This is a genomic window from Allocoprococcus similis (assembly GCF_054660775.1).
Genome location: NZ_BAAHSG010000018.1, coordinates 133,298 through 149,759, shown reverse-complemented (window position 1 = coordinate 149,759; position 16,462 = coordinate 133,298). Strand labels below are relative to the sequence as shown.

Here is a 16,462-nt window from a genome sequence, read left to right as displayed (position 1 = left end):
CTACTTTTTCAGTGCCCTCCCAAATGGCTAAAGGGGAAAATGAAGCTGACGAAGGCTCACGATCCATTACGAAGTATGAGGGGCATTGTCTGTGATTGCTTGATTGAGCATGGCTATGTATTCTTCTCTTACTGCTTCTGGAGAAATGATTTTTACATCTTTCCCCAGACCAAAAAGCCACCCATAAAATTGAATACTTGTGTAAACTGTAATTCTGGCAACAAAGAAGTTCTTTTTTTCAAGGCTTGGTCTGATTCTGGCAGAATCCCCAAATCTTTCAATGAAAACTCCTGCAAGGTGGTTAGGGGCTTCAATGGTAATGGTTTCTTCATTACCCCCAAACATTCCAAAGGCTTTTTTGGAGTATTCCACCATGTCGAAGGCTTCGAAGTGTTCTTTGCCCTCTCTGGCTTCATAGGTCAGTTTAATGGATTGCATTTTATCAATTCTGTAATGTCTCAAGCCTTTGGTTCTGGTATCATAGGCAACCAGATAATAGTTATCATCACTCATGGAAATGGCATAAGGGCTTGTCACAAACTCTTTACCACTTCTCAAAAAATCAAATTTTCTTTGAGGATTCCACCTTACATACTGGAATGTGACTTTGCTATTGTTGGCAATGGCAGCATACAAAGAGTCAAGGTTCTTGAAAATTCTATCGTTCATGCTCTTTACTCTTTTATCCAGTAAAACTCTTCTGTTGAAGGACTCATTATCAAAGGTACTTCCCAAAGTTTTCAGTTTCTTAATCAGTTCTCTGGACTTCTTTTCTGTCAAAAATTTAGAAGAAGCAACAGAGTCAATCAAAATCTTCAATTCATTGGAGTCGAAGGTTCTTTCTGGCAAGTGGTATTTGTAATTGCCTTTTTCCTGCACACCTTCGATGTGAAAATCAACTGCTTCAAGCAGAGAAATATTTGTGTAAATGGTTCTTCTGTCAGCAGTTACCCCTCTTTTTTCCAGTTCTGCCATAATCTCTGGCATTCTTATAAAGTGAGTTTTGTCTGTCTTTTCCAGAAAAATTTCCTGCAAGTAGATAGGAATGAGTTTCTTACTGTCTGATTGCTCTTTCATGGGTTTTCTCCTTAAAATACAAATTCTCCTGATTTAAACTTAGAGGATTTTCCACTCGAAAAACCTTCTGATATCTGTTCTTTATTTGTATTATCTGTATTATATCTATTATTTATTTCTATGCTCTGCGAGGAAGAGGTCTGTTCCTGCGAGAGTGGGGCTTGTCTCTGTGCGAGATTTTCATGTTCCCCTGCGAGACTTTCTTGTTCACGAGGGGGACTGACGCAAACACTTTCTTCATTTTTCACATTCTCTCTCTTGGACTTTTGGGAAACCTCATAAAAATGTAAAGTGTTCCCCTTCCCTTCCATTATGTACCCCTTTTCTTTCAAAAATTCCAACTTCTTATAGTATGTGCTTCTGGCGAGTCCAGTTGCTTCTGTAATGGCAGCAGGAGACAAGGCAAAAGTATAACCATTTGCATTTGCTGCGAAATAGAGATAAAGAACAAAGGCATAATAGTCTTGTGTTTCTTTTATCATGGTTTGCCAGTTCTCATTTTTAATCTGCAAAAAATCAGACTTTGGCATTTCTCTGTGAATAACAATGGTATTTTGATTTGGAGCAGTATACATATTTTAACCTCTCTTTTCCATGTTTACAAGATTGTTGAAGTAATCTCTGATTGTTTTCTCTTCTTCTGGTCTTAAATGGGCTATTTTCCCATTCATGTAATTTCTGATTCTGATAACATTGAGATTTGTACTGTTGCACATTTTGGCAACATTGATTTTCTTGAGTGCGTCTCTCATCTGTGGTTCTCCTTTACTAAAAATTGATACTTTAAGGCAAAAAATAAGAAGGCTTCTCCATTGTGTCTATTGGAGAAGCCTTCTCGCATTACTTGAAAAGTTTCTCTAATTCTTTTTCAAAGGCAGCAGTAAAGGCTCTTGCAACTTCTCTTCCTTGTTCTTCTGCTTGCTGCTTTTCTTTGAGCATATCCAGCATTTGTTTTCTTTGGAGTTCCCAAAGAGTCTGCTCATCTGCATTTGGATAAAGTCTCTTTAACTCTAAATATTGAATGTAAGTCATTAAAAAAATCCTTCTTTCTTATATAAATATTATACCAAAATTTTTTTATAAAATAAAATCAGCCCTTTCTTCCCAGAACAATGGAAGAGGGGGCTTTTCTGTGAAGAAAATTTGGCAGCAGCCATTTGTATACAACTGCTTTAAAAACTTCATTCTCTGCTCTTGGTTCATGGATTGGAACAACTCATAAAATAGTCTATACATTCTGGGTTCTCCTTTTACTATTTACCAAATCAACATTGTTATAAAATTTGTCTATGCCATGTTCTCTCTTGTATCGCTTGTAGACAGAACTTTCGCACAAGTGGGTTTTAGAGGATAGGTTCAGTTTTTCTTTTGTTTCCTTTGCCCCTATTTCATTTGCGAAATAGGCTTCTAAAATAGGAACTGCTGCGTCATAGTCAATAGATGTATGTTTGTTGTACTTTTGGGGATTGTAGGCTCTTTCATGGATGCCTGCGTGGCAGCAGGCACAAAGAACAATGATGTTGTCATAATCATCAGAGCCACCCATAGACTTGGGAATGATGTGGTGGAACTCCAAAAAGTCCTTGCTGCCACAAATAGCACATTCATCATGCCAGACTTCCAGTATCTTCCTCTTGGTTGCTTTGCACACCATTTTTCAACCATCTCCTTTCAGAGATACTTGAAAAAGGCAGCATGCAGATTATATTAACTTGTCCTAAGTGGCTAAAATTTTATAAAAGAAGTGTCTTTTTCCAGATGAGATATTGCAAGATGTAAAAAGTTGCAGTAGAATTGTTGCGTAACAAACCATACTTGTAAAATAGTCAAGTTTGGGGTTTTTGTAGTTTTGAATATCTAAAATAGTCAATTTAAAGTCAATTCTTTTGGCAGCAGGCAGGCAAAAAAAGAGAGAATAGATTTCTCTATCCTCTCTTGGAAAATCCTTATTTTACAAGGTTTTATATCTTACGCAAAGTATCTCTTCAGGAGTCCTTCAAATGCTTTGCCGTGTCTCGCTTCGTCTCTTGCCATCTCATGAACTGTGTCATGGATTGCATCGAGGTTTGCAGCTTTTGCACGTTTTGCAAGGTCGAATTTGCCTGCTGTTGCGCCGTGTTCTGCTTCTACTCTCATTTCAAGGTTCTTCTTTGTGCTGTCTGTTACAACTTCGCCAAGAAGTTCTGCGAATTTAGCAGCGTGTTCTGCTTCTTCGTAAGCAGCTTTTTCCCAGTAAAGTCCGATTTCCGGATAGCCTTCTCTGTGAGCTACTCTTGCCATTGCAAGATACATTCCTACTTCTGAACATTCACCTTCAAAGTTTGCTCTGAGGTCGGCAAGGATGTCTTCACTTACGCCTTTAGCTACTCCAACTACATGCTCTGCAGCCCATTCTCTTTCGCCTTCTTTTACTTCTGTGAATTTGTCAGCGCCTACGCCACATACTGGACATTTCTCCGGTGCTGCTTCGCCTTCGTATACATAACCACATACTGTACAAACAAATTTCTTCATAATAATAATCTCCTTTTCTTTTTTTGATAGTATATTTGATTTTTTTAGTTAGAAATATTAGTAACTGTTACTGATATTAAGATAACATATACATCTGTTTTTGTCAACTATAATTGATAAGTTTTTTCAAAATTTCTGAATTTATACTACATAGTCAGGATTTTCTTAAACAATCACCGCAGATACCGTAGAAAAGCATGGTGTGTGATTCAATCTGACCGTCGAAACTTTCGGATGCGAGCTGGTTGATCTTATCCATGTGATCAAAATCCATATCAATCATTCGCTTGCAGCACTTGCAATAGAAATGATAATGCGGATTGGTACGTGCATCAAAACGATCGCCGCCATCGGGCGTTGTAATTTTAATCGCCTCACCTATGTCGGCAAGCAGATTTAAATTGCGGTAAACGGTTCCGAGACTGATATTTGGAAATTCTTCTTTGATATGCATATATACAGTATCCGCTGTTGGATGTGTTGTAACAGAGGAAAGATAGTCCTTAATTGCCTCACGCTGTCTGCTGTATTTTAAATTTGCCATTGATGTCACCTCCTACAAATAGATAATAATAATAATTACTAAGATTATATTATTATAATATTCTTATAATGTCAATAAAAAATTGTATATTGAATAAAAGAATAAAAAATGGAAATACTGTTAAGCGAGATGTAACAATTTGTAACAAATATGACGAAAAAACAATGTGTATAAAGAACGGTGTAGAACTGTGTAATACGAAATAAATGAGGAAAACTTGACAATGTGAAAATTGATTGATATAATATCACCGTAACAAATGTAACAATTCCGTAACAATTACAAAAGATAAGAATACATGAAGGAGGGAGATTTATGCATTCAAATCTAAAAAAAGGATTGTTCCTGGTTACTTTTCTGGGGATGACAGTATCTCCGGGAATTTCGGTTATGGCAGCAGATGGGGACACCACAGAAGCTGTAAAGATGCCGGGCGTAGGGATAGAAGCGGTATTGAATGATTTTTATTCTCAGAACAGGGAGATTAAAGCTGAGGATTATCTGGTACCGGAAAATAAGGGTGAGTATTTAGATATGGCATTTGCCAATGTAACAAGTTTTCTGTATGTCAGAAGCGAACCGACAAAGGAAAGTGAATATGTCGGAAAGTTGTATCCGGGATACGCGGCGAAGATCACAGGTCCTGTGGGAGAATGGACGGCAGTTGAGTCGGGAGATGTCATCGGATATGTAAAAACAGAATATATACTGACAGGAGCAGAGGCGCAGACGTATGCGGAGAATCTGGTAACGGAAGCGCAGCAGGAAGGAAAAGAAGAAGCAGAAGCATTTACCTATGCAGTGTCCAGGGAATCCGAAGAAGCGCAGATGACGCAGGAAGTCCAGGGAAATGTACAGCAGACGGAGACTACCGAGGTTTCCGCACAGCCGGCGTCAAATGGGCAGGCGATCGTCGATTATGCATGCCAGTTCATTGGGAATCCGTATGTCTGGGGCGGCACAAGTCTGACAGATGGGGCGGACTGTTCCGGATTTGTACAGTCAGTATTTGCACATTTTGGAATCAGTCTTCCACGGACAACGTATGATCAGATTAATGCCGGCGTGGAAGTAAGCTATGATCAGGCGATGCCGGGGGATCTGATCTGTTATGATGGCCACATCGGAATTTATATTGGGAACGGTCAGATCGTCAATGCACAGAACCCGGAACAGGGAATCGGGATTTCACCGGCGACTTATACGACAATTCTTTCAGTAAGAAGAATCGTGTAAAAGCCTGGAGACACCAGTGAAAGCAGGCATTTGGAAAATGCGAAAATGCTGAATATCCGTGGGTTATCCACATTATCCACATAAAAACATACGTTTTTTGTGGAAAACGGGGAAAATATTTTACAAAAGCAAAGAAACCTTAATATCCGAGCAATACAGTCGGATATTAAGGTTGTTTTTTGGGATAAATGGTATTATAATAGGGGATACGAAAAGCAAAGGAGGAAGAAAGATGGCAGTCGAAGTAACAAAAACAATGACAATTGGCGAATTACTTCAGGTAGCTCCACAGACAGCACCGGTTCTTATGGAAGTTGGAATGCATTGTCTTGGATGCCCGGCTTCACAGGGTGAGTCTCTTGAAGAAGCAGCAATGGTTCATGGAATTGATGCAGATCTTCTTATCGCAAAGATCAACGCACTCTTAGCAGCTGAAGCATAGACCGCGAATAAATAAAAGATATAATTTAACGGGGACGACAGATCATTAATCTGCCGTCCCCGTCTTTTTTTGCCAAGTTAAAAATTGTGGATTTGTCTGTTATTTAAATGAAGTCAGAGTCTGTATTGCGTTTTTAGCAAGGATCATATCACAGTGCTCTTCCAGAAATGCAAGTGATATACCACCACCCTGTTCCGGTGAACCATACTCGGAGAGCATATTACAGATTCGGTTAAAATCAGAAGACGGATGCTCCCCCTGTGCAAGTGTCAGAATGTACATGTTCTCTGCTTCATCCTTGTAAAGTGTGTTCGGACCATCATACATCTCAGCTAAAAAATGACTGGCATGAATCACACTGTCAAGTCTTGAGAAAGAGAAAAGCCGGACCGGTGGAACAGAAGGTTCAGCAGGAGCTGCTTCTTTGGCTTCTGAAGCAGGAGCCTGTTCCTGGACCGGAGTATCGGTAAGTGCTTCCGGGTTCTCCGGGAGCTGGGATACAGCCTCTTTCATCTGACGGAGAATGTCGAGAAAATCTTCGGCTCCGTCAAGCTTTTTCAGATGTTCCAGCACGGATTTGTGCTTATCAGCAGCTTCGTCCGCAGGAGCAGGTGTGAATCTGGAAAAACGGGTATCCAGTTCATCCGGATCATCAACTTTGGTTATATTCAGAACGATAGAATCACCGGCAGTCGGGATTGCTTCGATCATCAGTGGCAGATTGTCGCTTTCGAATCCAAATTCAGAAGCGGCCTGCTGCATCATCTCGCGGAATAAAGACTTTGCCTTCTCGGAGCCGTAAGCAAGCTCGCTGAGCTTTAACTGTCTCTGGGCGAGATCATCCCGGGTAAGTGTGCAGCGGATCTGATTATCATTTATCTTTTCTATCTTCATAAAGTATCACTTCCTATTCAATCAAAAATCTATCTGAACAATTACTAATAGTATAAACAAAAAACGGAACGATGTAAACAAAATAAAAAATAAAAAATGCTTGCTTTTTTATAAACTCTTTCTTATAATGGCGTTACAGGAAAATAAGACAGACCAGTCAATCGCACAAATCTTGAATTTATCATACGCATTTCGCACACAGCGTACCGAATCAAGTACATTCAGGTCATATCAGACGATTTATCAACAGAACCTAACAATTGAACCGAAGTATGGACAGTGATCATTTTCTTGTCATCGGAAAAAGCACAGGAGAAGTAATATATCACAAGTGTTGCCTTATGGTCGCTTTTTGCCGTAAAAACTGTCTGACTCAAGGGGGAAATATGGACGAGCAAGAGAAAAAGTATCAGGATTTATTTACGGAACTGACAAATTACGAGCGTAGCGGTGTCCGGATGCAGATGAATGGCTTTCCGGCAAGTCCGCTTCAGATCGTGTCAGCGCATATGGTAAGAGAAGAAAGTAATTATATGCGGGATTATATTCTGGATGAACAGGGAATGATCCGGGAACTGGATTTTAACAGTATAAGAACAGACCATTCACAGGTGGAATGAAAAAGCAGAGCCCCCTCGCCAGGACATGACCTGTGGGGAATGGAAATAGTTCTCAGATGTGTACAAATGGCAGATATATGTGGTATAATAACCTAAAGTATGCGCATATTACAAGCTTAGTTAAGCTGTGAAAATATGCTGCAAACAGGAGGTGTCATGTGGACGAAAGAAGAATGACCAATGAGCAAAGGGAAAGAGAGCGCAGACGCAAAGCTGCGGCAGCAAGAAAAGCTGCTGCAAGATACGAGGATCCGGGCGTAGGTTATCAGAGACGGAGAAGATCAAGAAGAAGACGTCGCCGTGTCAGAAACGTGTGTATTGCATTGCTGGTGATCTTTATAGTTGTCATTGGGCTTGCCGGTGGAACAATATACTGGATAAAGTATGGGCCGACAAAAGAAACCTATGATTTGAATAAATATTTTGGAATTACGGCAAAGTCGCAGATGGGTGTAACGATCAACAATGAGGTACTGGATGCTCAGGCAATTACAGAAGGCGGAACTGCATATCTGTCTTATAACTTTGTACAGGATTATATCAGCGATCGTTTTTACTGGGATTCCAATGAGCATATACTTTTGTATACACTGCCGAGAGATATGGTAAAGGCAGCGGCAGACAGTAAGGACTATTCTGTTTCGGATACTGTGAACAGTGAGGATTATACGATTGTAAAGGCAGAAGGAGATACAGCATATATTGCACTGGATTTCCTGCAGAAATATGCAAATTTTGACTACGAAGTTTATAAGGATCCGGCAAGAGTCGTGATCACCAGTAAGTTTGGAGAGCGTCAGACGGCAAAGGTTAAGGATGATTCCCAGGTAAGGATTCTGGGCGGTGTAAAAAGTCCGGTGCTTGAAGAAGTGAAAAAGGGAGATAAGCTTACGGTTCTTGAAGATGTAAGTGACTGGAAAAAAGTCTGTACAAAGTCCGGAATTGTCGGGTACATTCAGAAGTCAAAGCTGAAAGATGCCAAGAAAGAGACAACCTCAAGAGAATTTGAGGAACCGGACTATACAGGAATTAAGAAAGATTACAAGATCAACCTGGTATGGCATCAGGTCACAAGTGAAGCTGCCAACGAAGGGATTGAAGATGCACTTGCAGATACAAAAGGACTCAATACGATTTCCCCTACGTGGTTCAGTGTAACGGATAATTCCGGAAATATCAGTTCTATTGCAAGTACAGACTATGTGGATTATGCGCATCAGTGTGGACTGGAAGTATGGGCGCTGGTTGATAATTTCGACCAGAATGTAGACGATATGGAGCTGCTCAGTCATACTTCGAGCAGGGAGAATCTGGAGAATCAGCTGGTAAATGCAGCACTTCAGAATGGAATTGATGGAATCAACGTGGATTTTGAACAGATACCGACGGATGTCGGAGATCATTACATTCAGTTTATCCGGGAGCTTTCTGTGCTGTGCCGGGTGAACAATCTGGTCCTTTCAGTGGATAATTATGTGCCGAAGGGTTATAACACACATTATCACAGAGAAGAACAGGGAGTTATGGCAGATTATGTGATCATCATGGGATATGATGAACATTTTGCCGGTTCCTATGAAGCAGGTTCCGTGGCATCTTACAATTATGTAAAAGAGGGAATTGAAGAAACCCTGCGGGATGTACCGGCAGAAAAGGTGATCAATGCAGTGCCATTCTATACAAGGCTGTGGAATGAGACACCGAAGACGGACGAAGAGCGTGCGGAAGAGCAAGGAACCGAGGCTGCGAACTATTCAATGAAAGTTACCAGCGAAGCACTTGGCATGGAAGAAGCGGCACAGCGGGTAAGCGAAGCCGGAGCAACTGTGACATGGGATGATACGGCGAAGCAGAACTATGCAGAGTGGCAGGGAGATAACGATTCAACCTACAGGATCTGGCTGGAGGATGCGTCTTCACTTGAAGTCAAACTCGGACTTATGAAGGACAATAATCTGGCAGGAACGGCGGCATGGAAGCTTGGATTTGAGACTTCCGATATCTGGGATCTGATTCAGAAATATGTAAATTGATTACATAATGAGAAAGGTATAGAAAAGAGCTTTCCGAGCATATATTTGTAAAAATATATGCTGGAGGCTCTTTTTTTGAATAAAAAAATCAGTGAAATGGTAAAAAGGGGGAAAACTATTTTCAAGAGCAAAATAAAGTGGGTTCTGGCTCTTATTTTACTGACGGGATGTATTTATGGCAGCTATACATTAAGCAGGTATACCGAGGCGGATCAGGTGGAGGCAAAGCAGACCCAGGTAATCCTGGATGCCGGACACGGGGGAAGTGATCCTGGAAAAATCGGGCTGAATAACCTTCTGGAAAAGGATATCAATCTGGCAATTACTGAGAAAGTGAAAAAATGTCTGGAAAAGGAAAAGATAGCAGCAGAGCTTACAAGAAAAGAGGATAAAGGGCTTGGAACAACAGGAGACGGAAGTAAAAAGACAGAGGATATGCAGGCAAGAGTGAAGATGATCAACGAGACGAAACCTGTCCTTACAGTGAGTATCCATCAGAACAGCTATGAAGACCCGGAAATTCATGGAGCGCAGGTATTTTATTACAGCCATTCCCGGGAAGGAGAGGCTGTTGCGAAGATCCTGCAGGAGAGTTTGCAGGAGATTGATCCGGAAAATCACAGGCAGGCAAAAGCAAATGAGACCTATTACCTTCTGAGGCGGACAAAAGTACCTACGGTGATCGTGGAATGCGGTTTTCTGACTAATCCGGAAGAGGCAGAAAAATTGTCGGGAGAGGAATATCAGGAGCAGGTTGCAGAAGCTGTTGCAAAAGGAATCGCAAAATGTCTGGAATACCTGAACGGGTATGGAAATTAAAATTGCCATGCCATGTGGATAATGCTATAATGAAACACATGGAAACAATAATAAAAAAAATAGACAGAAACCAAATAGATCAGGAGATTATGGAAGAAGCAGGTTCAATCCTGAAGAACGGCGGTCTGGTGGCATTTCCGACAGAGACAGTCTACGGACTGGGGGCAAATGCGCTTGATGAGGAGGCAGCGAAAAAGACCTATGCAGCAAAAGGACGCCCGTCAGACAACCCGCTTATCGTCCATATTGCGAGACTGGAGGATCTGGGTGCGATCGTTGAATCTGTACCACTTATTGTAGATGAGATCGCGGCACATTTCTGGCCAGGGCCACTTACGATGATTTTCAATAAGAACGAAAAAGTTCCGCTTGGAACAACCGGTGGTCTGGAAACGGTCGCTGTGCGTATGCCGGATGATGAGATTGCCCGCGAGCTGATCCTTGCAGGAGGCGGATATGTATCAGCACCGAGCGCCAACACATCCGGAAGACCGAGCCCGACGACAGCACAGCATGTGGCAGAGGATTTAAGTGGCAAGATCGAGATGATCCTGGATGGAGGAAGTGTAGATATCGGAGTAGAATCTACGATTCTGGATATGACGGTGACACCACCGATGATCCTGAGACCGGGAGCGATCACAAAAGAGATGTTAAGTGAAGTGATCGGTGAGGTGGCTGTGGATGAAACTTTGATTTCAGAGAACAGCACAAAAGCACCGAAAGCACCGGGAATGAAGTACCGTCATTACGCGCCGAAGGCAGAGATGATCATTGTCGATGGAGAGCCTGAAGAGGCTGTTCGTGCGATCAAGCAGATTGCTTACGAGCAGGTAAGACTTGGATATAAGGTGGGGATCATTGCATCTAATGAATCGGTTGATCAGTATACGACCGGTGTAGTAAAATGCATAGGTTCCCGTGTGAATGAAAAGACGGTTGCGAGAAACCTTTATAAAGTCCTGCGTGAATTTGATGAAGAGGAAGTTGATTACATTTACAGTGAAGCATTTCCGGAAGCAGGTATCGGAACTGCGATCATGAACCGGCTGGGCAAAGCAGCAGGACATCATGTACTGCAGGCATCTGAGATCACGAAGCTTCAGGATTACCGCAGGATCGTATTTGTGAGCAACAGCGCGAACTGTCGTGCTCCGATCGCAGCAGCAATTCTGAAAAAGCAGCCGCTTTTCCAGGAATACGAGGTGTGTGCGAGAGGACTTGTGGTTCTATTCCCGGAGCCACTGAATCCGAGAGCAGAAGAACTTCTGGCGAGACATCATATTGAGACAGAAGGATATGAGACTGTTGCGTTATCAGAAGAGGAATTTGGGGAAGATACGCTTGTTCTGGCAATGCAGGACAGTATCAAACAAAAGATACAGAATGATTATCCGGGGAAAGGACAGGTTTATACACTGTGTGAATTTGTAAATGGAAGCAAAGAGATTCCGTCTGTATATGGTCAGACACAGGAACAGTATGAGCAGATGTATGAACTGATCCAGGGGTATGTCAAAAAACTTGCCAATAAGTTAAACGAGGAGGCAAAAAACAAATGTCAAATGTACACATAATGGATCATCCGCTGATCCAGCACAAAATCGGGATTATCAGAAGAGAGGAAACAGGTTCAAAGGATTTCAGAATGATGATCGGTGAGATCGCAATGCTGATGTGCTATGAGGCAACCAGAGATCTGAAATTACAGGATGTCGAGATCCAGACACCGATCTGCAAGATGACAGCAAAAGAGCTTGCAGGAAAGAAGCTTGCTGTTGTTCCGATCCTGAGAGCAGGACTTGGAATGGTAGAAGGTATGCTTGCGATGATTCCGGCTGCAAAGGTAGGTCATATCGGTCTGTTCCGTGATCCGGAAACTCTTGAACCGGTAGAATACTACTGCAAACTTCCGGCTGACTGTGAAGAAAGAGAAGTATTTGTAGTAGATCCGATGCTTGCTACGGGAGGATCCTGTATCGCAGCGATCCAGATGCTGAAGAACAGAGGCGTAAAAAATATCCGTTTTATGTGTATTATTGCAGCACCGGAAGGAGTAAAGAAGCTTCAGGAAGCTCATCCGGATGTTGAAGTGTATATTGGAGCATTGGATGAAAAGTTAAATGAACATGGATATATTGTTCCGGGGCTCGGAGATGCCGGAGACCGTATTTTCGGAACAAAATAGAGGAATCGATCATGAGTGGAAAAAGACAGGATTATATTTCCTGGGATGAATATTTTATGGGAGTTGCCATTCTCTCGGGAAGACGGTCAAAGGATCCGAATACCCAGGTGGGATGCTGTATCGTAAGTGCAGATAACAAAATTCTGTCAATGGGATACAACGGTCTGCCACGAGGCTGTTCGGATGATGAATTTCCGTGGGAACGGGAAGGTGAGGATCCGCTGAAGACAAAGTATGTATACACCGTACACAGTGAACTGAATGCAATCTTGAATTACAGTGGAGGAAGTCTTGAAGGAGCCAAACTTTATGTATCGCTTTTTCCGTGCAATGAATGTGCAAAAGCGATCATTCAGAGTGGAATCAAAGAAGTAATCTATGATTCAGACAAGTATGCAGATACAACTTCTGTAAAAGCATCTAAAATGATGTTTGACTGTGCCGGAGTACGATACCATCAGTATCACCGGACCGGTCGAAAAGTGGAAATTGAATTATAAAAGATATGTGGAAGTGCCATTGGACTGCGAAGTGCAGACAGTGGCACTCTTTTTTATTTCAAAGGAACTTCCTATGAAATAAAAGGCACATTCTTTTTCATCTGACAGGAAATTCTTTTCAGAGGTAAAAAACATATCTGTGTGAAAAAGTTCATAAGATAAAGCAGGAGGTGGCAGAGCATGAAAAGAAGAGGATCGTGGCAGATAAACTTTATTGTCAGGGCTTTGACTGGAATGGGCAGTATTTTTCTGGTCAATCAATGGATGGACTATAGAAACATTCCTGTTTCTGTCGGACTAAATGTCCTGTCATTTTTTGTGTCCGGATGTCTTGGAATTCCGGGAGTTGCCATGCTTTATGGCATTATGTTTTATCAGTTTATGTAGGTGTTGCGCAAAACGTTTTTTTCTGGTTTAAAGCTATGGACAAAGGGAAAAGTGGCGCATATAATACGTCTTACAAGAGAGGCAAAGCAATAAGTTAGAAAATCAAAAAATCAGTTTCGGCAGTATTTATATTCTGATAAATACTGTGTCAAAAAAGGAATGCAAACGTGTTCCGTCATATGCTATTCGGCATTTGATTCAAAGTTTGAAAGAAAAAGGGCGGATATGCCGGAAAGGAGCAGAGCAAAGAATCGACAGAGAAATTTTAATTTGTGATCCAGAAGAAGAGTATGTCAGAAGACTTGCGGAGGCGCTGCTTTTGAAAAAAGAGGTGACAGCAGGAGTGCGAATCTGTTCGTCGCCGGAAATGGTGCAGAAGTTACTGAAGATTGGTCTGATAAAGGTATTGTTGATCAGTGAGGATGTTCCATATGAAAAAAGAAAGCAGATTTTTGCCGGGAAGAGAATTATTCTGACGAGACAGCATTGTGTGGATCTGGGAGAGGAGGAAACGGAGCTTCGGAAATATCAGCCGGTTGACGGACTGATGACCGGGATTTTAAAAGGACTTCAGGAGGAGAAGTTTCCGGGATCGTGTGCGGATAACGGAAATGGAAGAATCCTTGGAGTGTATTCACCGGTTCATAGAATTGGAAAGACAACGTTTTCACTGAAACTTGGGAAAGCACTGGCACAGTCAGAGGACGTGCTGTATCTGAATCTGGAAACCTATGCAGGCATGGGAGGATATTTCCGGGATCAGGATGCTCCTGATCTGGCAAATGTTCTTTACTATGCAAAACAGGAAAGAGATGATATCGGGATACGGATTGCATCCATGGTAAAAAGAATGGGTGATCTGGACTATATCCCGCCAATGAAAGTATGGACAGATCTTCGTGCTGTGCATACAGAGGAATGGAAAACTCTATTTGAAAGACTGATCAGCCAAAGTGTATACAGTGTGATCATTCTGGATATCGGAAATGGGATGGAGGATGTATTTCAGCTATTAAGGCTGTGTGACCAGATTCTCATGCCGTGTGCGGAGGATGTATATGCGATGGCAAAAATTGCGCAGTACCAGCATATGCTGAAGGTACTGCAGTATCAGGAGCTGGAGTCGCGTACCATGTATATCAATATGGGGAAAAATATGCGTCAGACAGTAAAAGAAACAGTTGAGTTATTAAAAGAAAGTACAGAAAAGAGGTTCTTCTATGCGGAGGGCAGAACAACTTCATGAAGAAATTCTGGCGCAGATGGATCTGTCGAAGGAAGCAAGCGATGAAGAGCTGCTGGAACTGATCCACAGGATACTGGAAGAAAAATCGAAAGAAGAGTTCATTCCGCTTGGAGAAAAGGCAATTCTCGGGAGAGAGCTTTTTAACGCGTTCAGAAAGCTGGATATCTTGCAGGAGCTGATCGAGGATGAAGAGATTACGGAAATCATGATCAATGGAACGCAGCCGATTTTCATCGAGCGTAACGGAAGGATTTATGAAACCGATAAAAAGTTTCTTTCAAGGGGAAAGCTTGAAGATGTGGTTCAGCAGATGGTAGCAGGCTGTAACAGGGTTGTCAATGAGGCAACACCGATCGTAGATGCGAGACTGGAGGATGGATCCAGAGTAAATGTGGTACTGCCGCCGGTTGCGCTCAATGGACCGATCGTCACGATCAGAAAGTTTCCGAAAAGCAGGATTACGATGGAGACGATGATCGACACAGGTTCTATCGGAAAAGAAGCGGCAGCAATGCTGATACAGGCCGTGAAGGCAAAGTATAACATTTTTATCAGCGGAGGGACAGGATCAGGAAAGACAACTTTTCTGAATGTATTGTCGGATTTTATTCCGAAAGAAGAACGTATTATTACCATTGAGGACAGCGCGGAACTGCAGATCACAGGGATTCCCAATCTGGTGCGGCTTGAAGCACGGAATGCAAATGTAGAAGGAACAGGGGAGATCAATATCCGTGATCTGATCAGGACAGCGCTCCGGATGCGACCAGAGAGGATTATTGTCGGTGAAGTCAGAGGAGAAGAAGCACTGGATATGTTACAGGCGTTTATATGTACTATATAATAATTATATATATAACGTATATAAGGATGGAAAATATAGATTAGAGGGAGAGGCATAGGAACGATATGAACATTAAGTATAGGTTATTGTGTAAAAGGTTAATAGAGGAAAGGAAGAGAGTAGGTGTCATTCAATATTATAATGTACTGTTCATAATGGAGTTAGTGTCAGATAAAGACATATGGTCTTTAGAACAGTGGGTGAATGGTATAAATAACATATATATGAAAGATATACATAATTGGTGTAGAATACATTTTGTTAAATATCACACTATATTTGTTTACAGGAAAGAGTATCCGGTAAAAGCGAATATTTGGAATGGGTATTCATATATAAGGTGGCGGATGGAGCGGATGATGAATTTGGGATAAGATAAAATAGTGATGGACAATACATTCGGTCAAGCAAAAGTCCGAACAGCATTTTGGCATCTGTTGAAACAGATTTATATTTTCCTCAAATAACGCTTTTGGTACTTTGTAGAAAGCAAAGTTTTTAGCATCCGATATTTTGAAATATCTGTTCACTGCATCACCTCCGTTTCTATATCGATTTGGTGCCGAAATCGGCAATTTTTTCGCTTGTACGAGCTTGAAATTCTTTGTAAGTGTTATTTATCATCTTTGATAATCGCAGCATTGTAAAAACTCCTTTCACTTATTTGGACATAGGGTGTCAAAATACACACCCTATATAATTAAGGGAATAAAAAACGGATACCATTTCCTTGATAGAAAATGATATCCCCCAATTAAAACTTCAATCAAAACATAAGTGTAATATTGAGTTTTAACAATTTTCGTTGAAATTTTCAACTTAATATGGTATTATTTATTTTAGGTTTTGACATTGTAAATATTTCTGTAGATGAGGAGGTAATTATGGCTGTCTCATACAATAAATTATGGAAACTAATGATTGATAAAAATATAAACAAAACGAAATTGCGAACTGAAATTGGTATATCTTCTAATGCAATGGCTAATCTTGGAAAAAACAAGTCTGTCCAAGTGGAAGTCCTCGTAAAAATATGTAATCATCTTAATTGCACCCTAGACGATATCTTAGAAATTTTACCCAATGAGAACGAAGATAAAATTGAAGGCAAGTGATTG

General features: G+C 41.4%; 19 protein-coding genes and 1 pseudogene. 12 read left to right on the top strand and 8 right to left on the bottom strand.

Annotated elements, in window-relative coordinates; all coding sequences use genetic code 11:
- Positions 1-66: 66 nt before the first annotated feature.
- From ACYQ5K_RS09950 to ACYQ5K_RS09920, 7 genes are all read right to left on the bottom strand, one after another.
- Positions 67-1,077 carry a helix-turn-helix transcriptional regulator gene (locus ACYQ5K_RS09950; protein WP_459777525.1) on the bottom strand — a complete coding sequence of 337 codons (1,011 nt, stop codon included), beginning with the start codon at positions 1,075-1,077 and terminating at the stop codon, positions 67-69.
- Positions 1,078-1,088: 11 nt separating this feature from the next.
- Complete coding sequence (locus ACYQ5K_RS09945; RefSeq protein ID WP_459777524.1) at positions 1,089-1,652, bottom strand: hypothetical protein; 564 nt, start codon at positions 1,650-1,652, stop codon at positions 1,089-1,091.
- A gap of 3 nt (positions 1,653-1,655) precedes the next feature.
- On the bottom strand, positions 1,656-1,829 hold the full coding sequence (locus ACYQ5K_RS09940) for a hypothetical protein (protein WP_459777523.1): 174 nt from the start codon (positions 1,827-1,829) through the stop codon (positions 1,656-1,658).
- Between the two features lie 88 nt (positions 1,830-1,917).
- Complete coding sequence (locus ACYQ5K_RS09935) at positions 1,918-2,109, bottom strand: hypothetical protein (protein WP_459777522.1); 192 nt, start codon at positions 2,107-2,109, stop codon at positions 1,918-1,920.
- A gap of 196 nt (positions 2,110-2,305) precedes the next feature.
- Positions 2,306-2,731, bottom strand: a complete 426-nt coding sequence (locus ACYQ5K_RS09930) for an HNH endonuclease (RefSeq protein ID WP_459777521.1) — start codon at positions 2,729-2,731, stop codon at positions 2,306-2,308.
- 314 nt (positions 2,732-3,045) lie between these two features.
- On the bottom strand, positions 3,046-3,591 hold the full coding sequence (locus ACYQ5K_RS09925) for an NADH peroxidase (RefSeq protein WP_459777520.1): 546 nt from the start codon (positions 3,589-3,591) through the stop codon (positions 3,046-3,048).
- A gap of 154 nt (positions 3,592-3,745) precedes the next feature.
- Positions 3,746-4,135, bottom strand: coding sequence for a Fur family transcriptional regulator (locus tag ACYQ5K_RS09920; RefSeq protein WP_008375549.1), 390 nt, complete (start codon positions 4,133-4,135; stop codon positions 3,746-3,748).
- Positions 4,136-4,450: 315 nt separating this feature from the next.
- Between ACYQ5K_RS09920 and ACYQ5K_RS09915 the strand changes: the two genes are divergently transcribed.
- Positions 4,451-5,371 carry a C40 family peptidase gene (locus ACYQ5K_RS09915; protein WP_173689181.1) on the top strand — a complete coding sequence of 307 codons (921 nt, stop codon included), beginning with the start codon at positions 4,451-4,453 and terminating at the stop codon, positions 5,369-5,371.
- A gap of 232 nt (positions 5,372-5,603) precedes the next feature.
- Positions 5,604-5,813: a DUF1858 domain-containing protein gene (locus ACYQ5K_RS09910; protein ID WP_022220329.1), complete on the top strand. Its 210-nt coding sequence runs from the start codon at positions 5,604-5,606 to the stop codon at positions 5,811-5,813.
- A gap of 99 nt (positions 5,814-5,912) precedes the next feature.
- Here the strand turns inward: ACYQ5K_RS09910 and ACYQ5K_RS09905 are convergent, their stop codons facing one another.
- Positions 5,913-6,707 carry an adaptor protein MecA gene (locus ACYQ5K_RS09905; protein ID WP_055248068.1) on the bottom strand — a complete coding sequence of 265 codons (795 nt, stop codon included), beginning with the start codon at positions 6,705-6,707 and terminating at the stop codon, positions 5,913-5,915.
- A gap of 386 nt (positions 6,708-7,093) precedes the next feature.
- Between ACYQ5K_RS09905 and ACYQ5K_RS09900 the strand changes: the two genes are divergently transcribed.
- The 10 genes and pseudogenes from ACYQ5K_RS09900 to ACYQ5K_RS09855 all read left to right on the top strand — a co-directional run bounded on the left by ACYQ5K_RS09900 (position 7,094) and on the right by ACYQ5K_RS09855 (position 16,459).
- Positions 7,094-7,327: a hypothetical protein gene (locus ACYQ5K_RS09900; protein WP_055248070.1), complete on the top strand. Its 234-nt coding sequence runs from the start codon at positions 7,094-7,096 to the stop codon at positions 7,325-7,327.
- A 173-nt stretch (positions 7,328-7,500) separates the two neighbouring features.
- On the top strand, positions 7,501-9,360 hold the full coding sequence (locus ACYQ5K_RS09895; protein WP_173689192.1) for a glycosyl hydrolase family 18 protein: 1,860 nt from the start codon (positions 7,501-7,503) through the stop codon (positions 9,358-9,360).
- 75 nt (positions 9,361-9,435) lie between these two features.
- Entirely contained in the window at positions 9,436-10,179 is a 744-nt protein-coding gene (locus ACYQ5K_RS09890) for an N-acetylmuramoyl-L-alanine amidase (protein WP_173689182.1), read from the top strand.
- Positions 10,180-10,217: 38 nt separating this feature from the next.
- On the top strand, positions 10,218-11,756 hold the full coding sequence (locus tag ACYQ5K_RS09885; RefSeq protein ID WP_173689193.1) for an L-threonylcarbamoyladenylate synthase: 1,539 nt from the start codon (positions 10,218-10,220) through the stop codon (positions 11,754-11,756).
- Positions 11,738-12,367 (top strand): uracil phosphoribosyltransferase, encoded by a 630-nt coding sequence (gene upp, locus ACYQ5K_RS09880; protein WP_173689183.1) that lies wholly within the window; start codon positions 11,738-11,740, stop codon positions 12,365-12,367. Before ACYQ5K_RS09885 ends, upp begins: the two co-directional genes overlap by 19 nt.
- A gap of 11 nt (positions 12,368-12,378) precedes the next feature.
- The gene (locus ACYQ5K_RS09875; protein ID WP_008375533.1) at positions 12,379-12,867 is read left to right on the top strand and encodes a deoxycytidylate deaminase; all 489 of its coding nucleotides are present in this window, start codon (positions 12,379-12,381) and stop codon (positions 12,865-12,867) included.
- Between the two features lie 180 nt (positions 12,868-13,047).
- Positions 13,048-13,254: a pro-sigmaK processing inhibitor BofA family protein gene (locus ACYQ5K_RS09870; RefSeq protein ID WP_008375529.1), complete on the top strand. Its 207-nt coding sequence runs from the start codon at positions 13,048-13,050 to the stop codon at positions 13,252-13,254.
- A 319-nt stretch (positions 13,255-13,573) separates the two neighbouring features.
- Positions 13,574-14,500 (top strand): P-loop NTPase family protein, encoded by a 927-nt coding sequence (locus ACYQ5K_RS09865; protein ID WP_459777519.1) that lies wholly within the window; start codon positions 13,574-13,576, stop codon positions 14,498-14,500.
- Positions 14,475-15,326 (top strand): annotated as a pseudogene (locus ACYQ5K_RS09860) (CpaF family protein); the annotation flags it as partial. The gene ACYQ5K_RS09865 and the pseudogene ACYQ5K_RS09860, both read left to right, overlap by 26 nt.
- A 902-nt stretch (positions 15,327-16,228) precedes the next feature.
- Positions 16,229-16,459 carry a helix-turn-helix domain-containing protein gene (locus tag ACYQ5K_RS09855; RefSeq protein WP_118524678.1) on the top strand — a complete coding sequence of 77 codons (231 nt, stop codon included), beginning with the start codon at positions 16,229-16,231 and terminating at the stop codon, positions 16,457-16,459.
- The last annotated feature ends 3 nt before the right edge of the window (positions 16,460-16,462 follow it).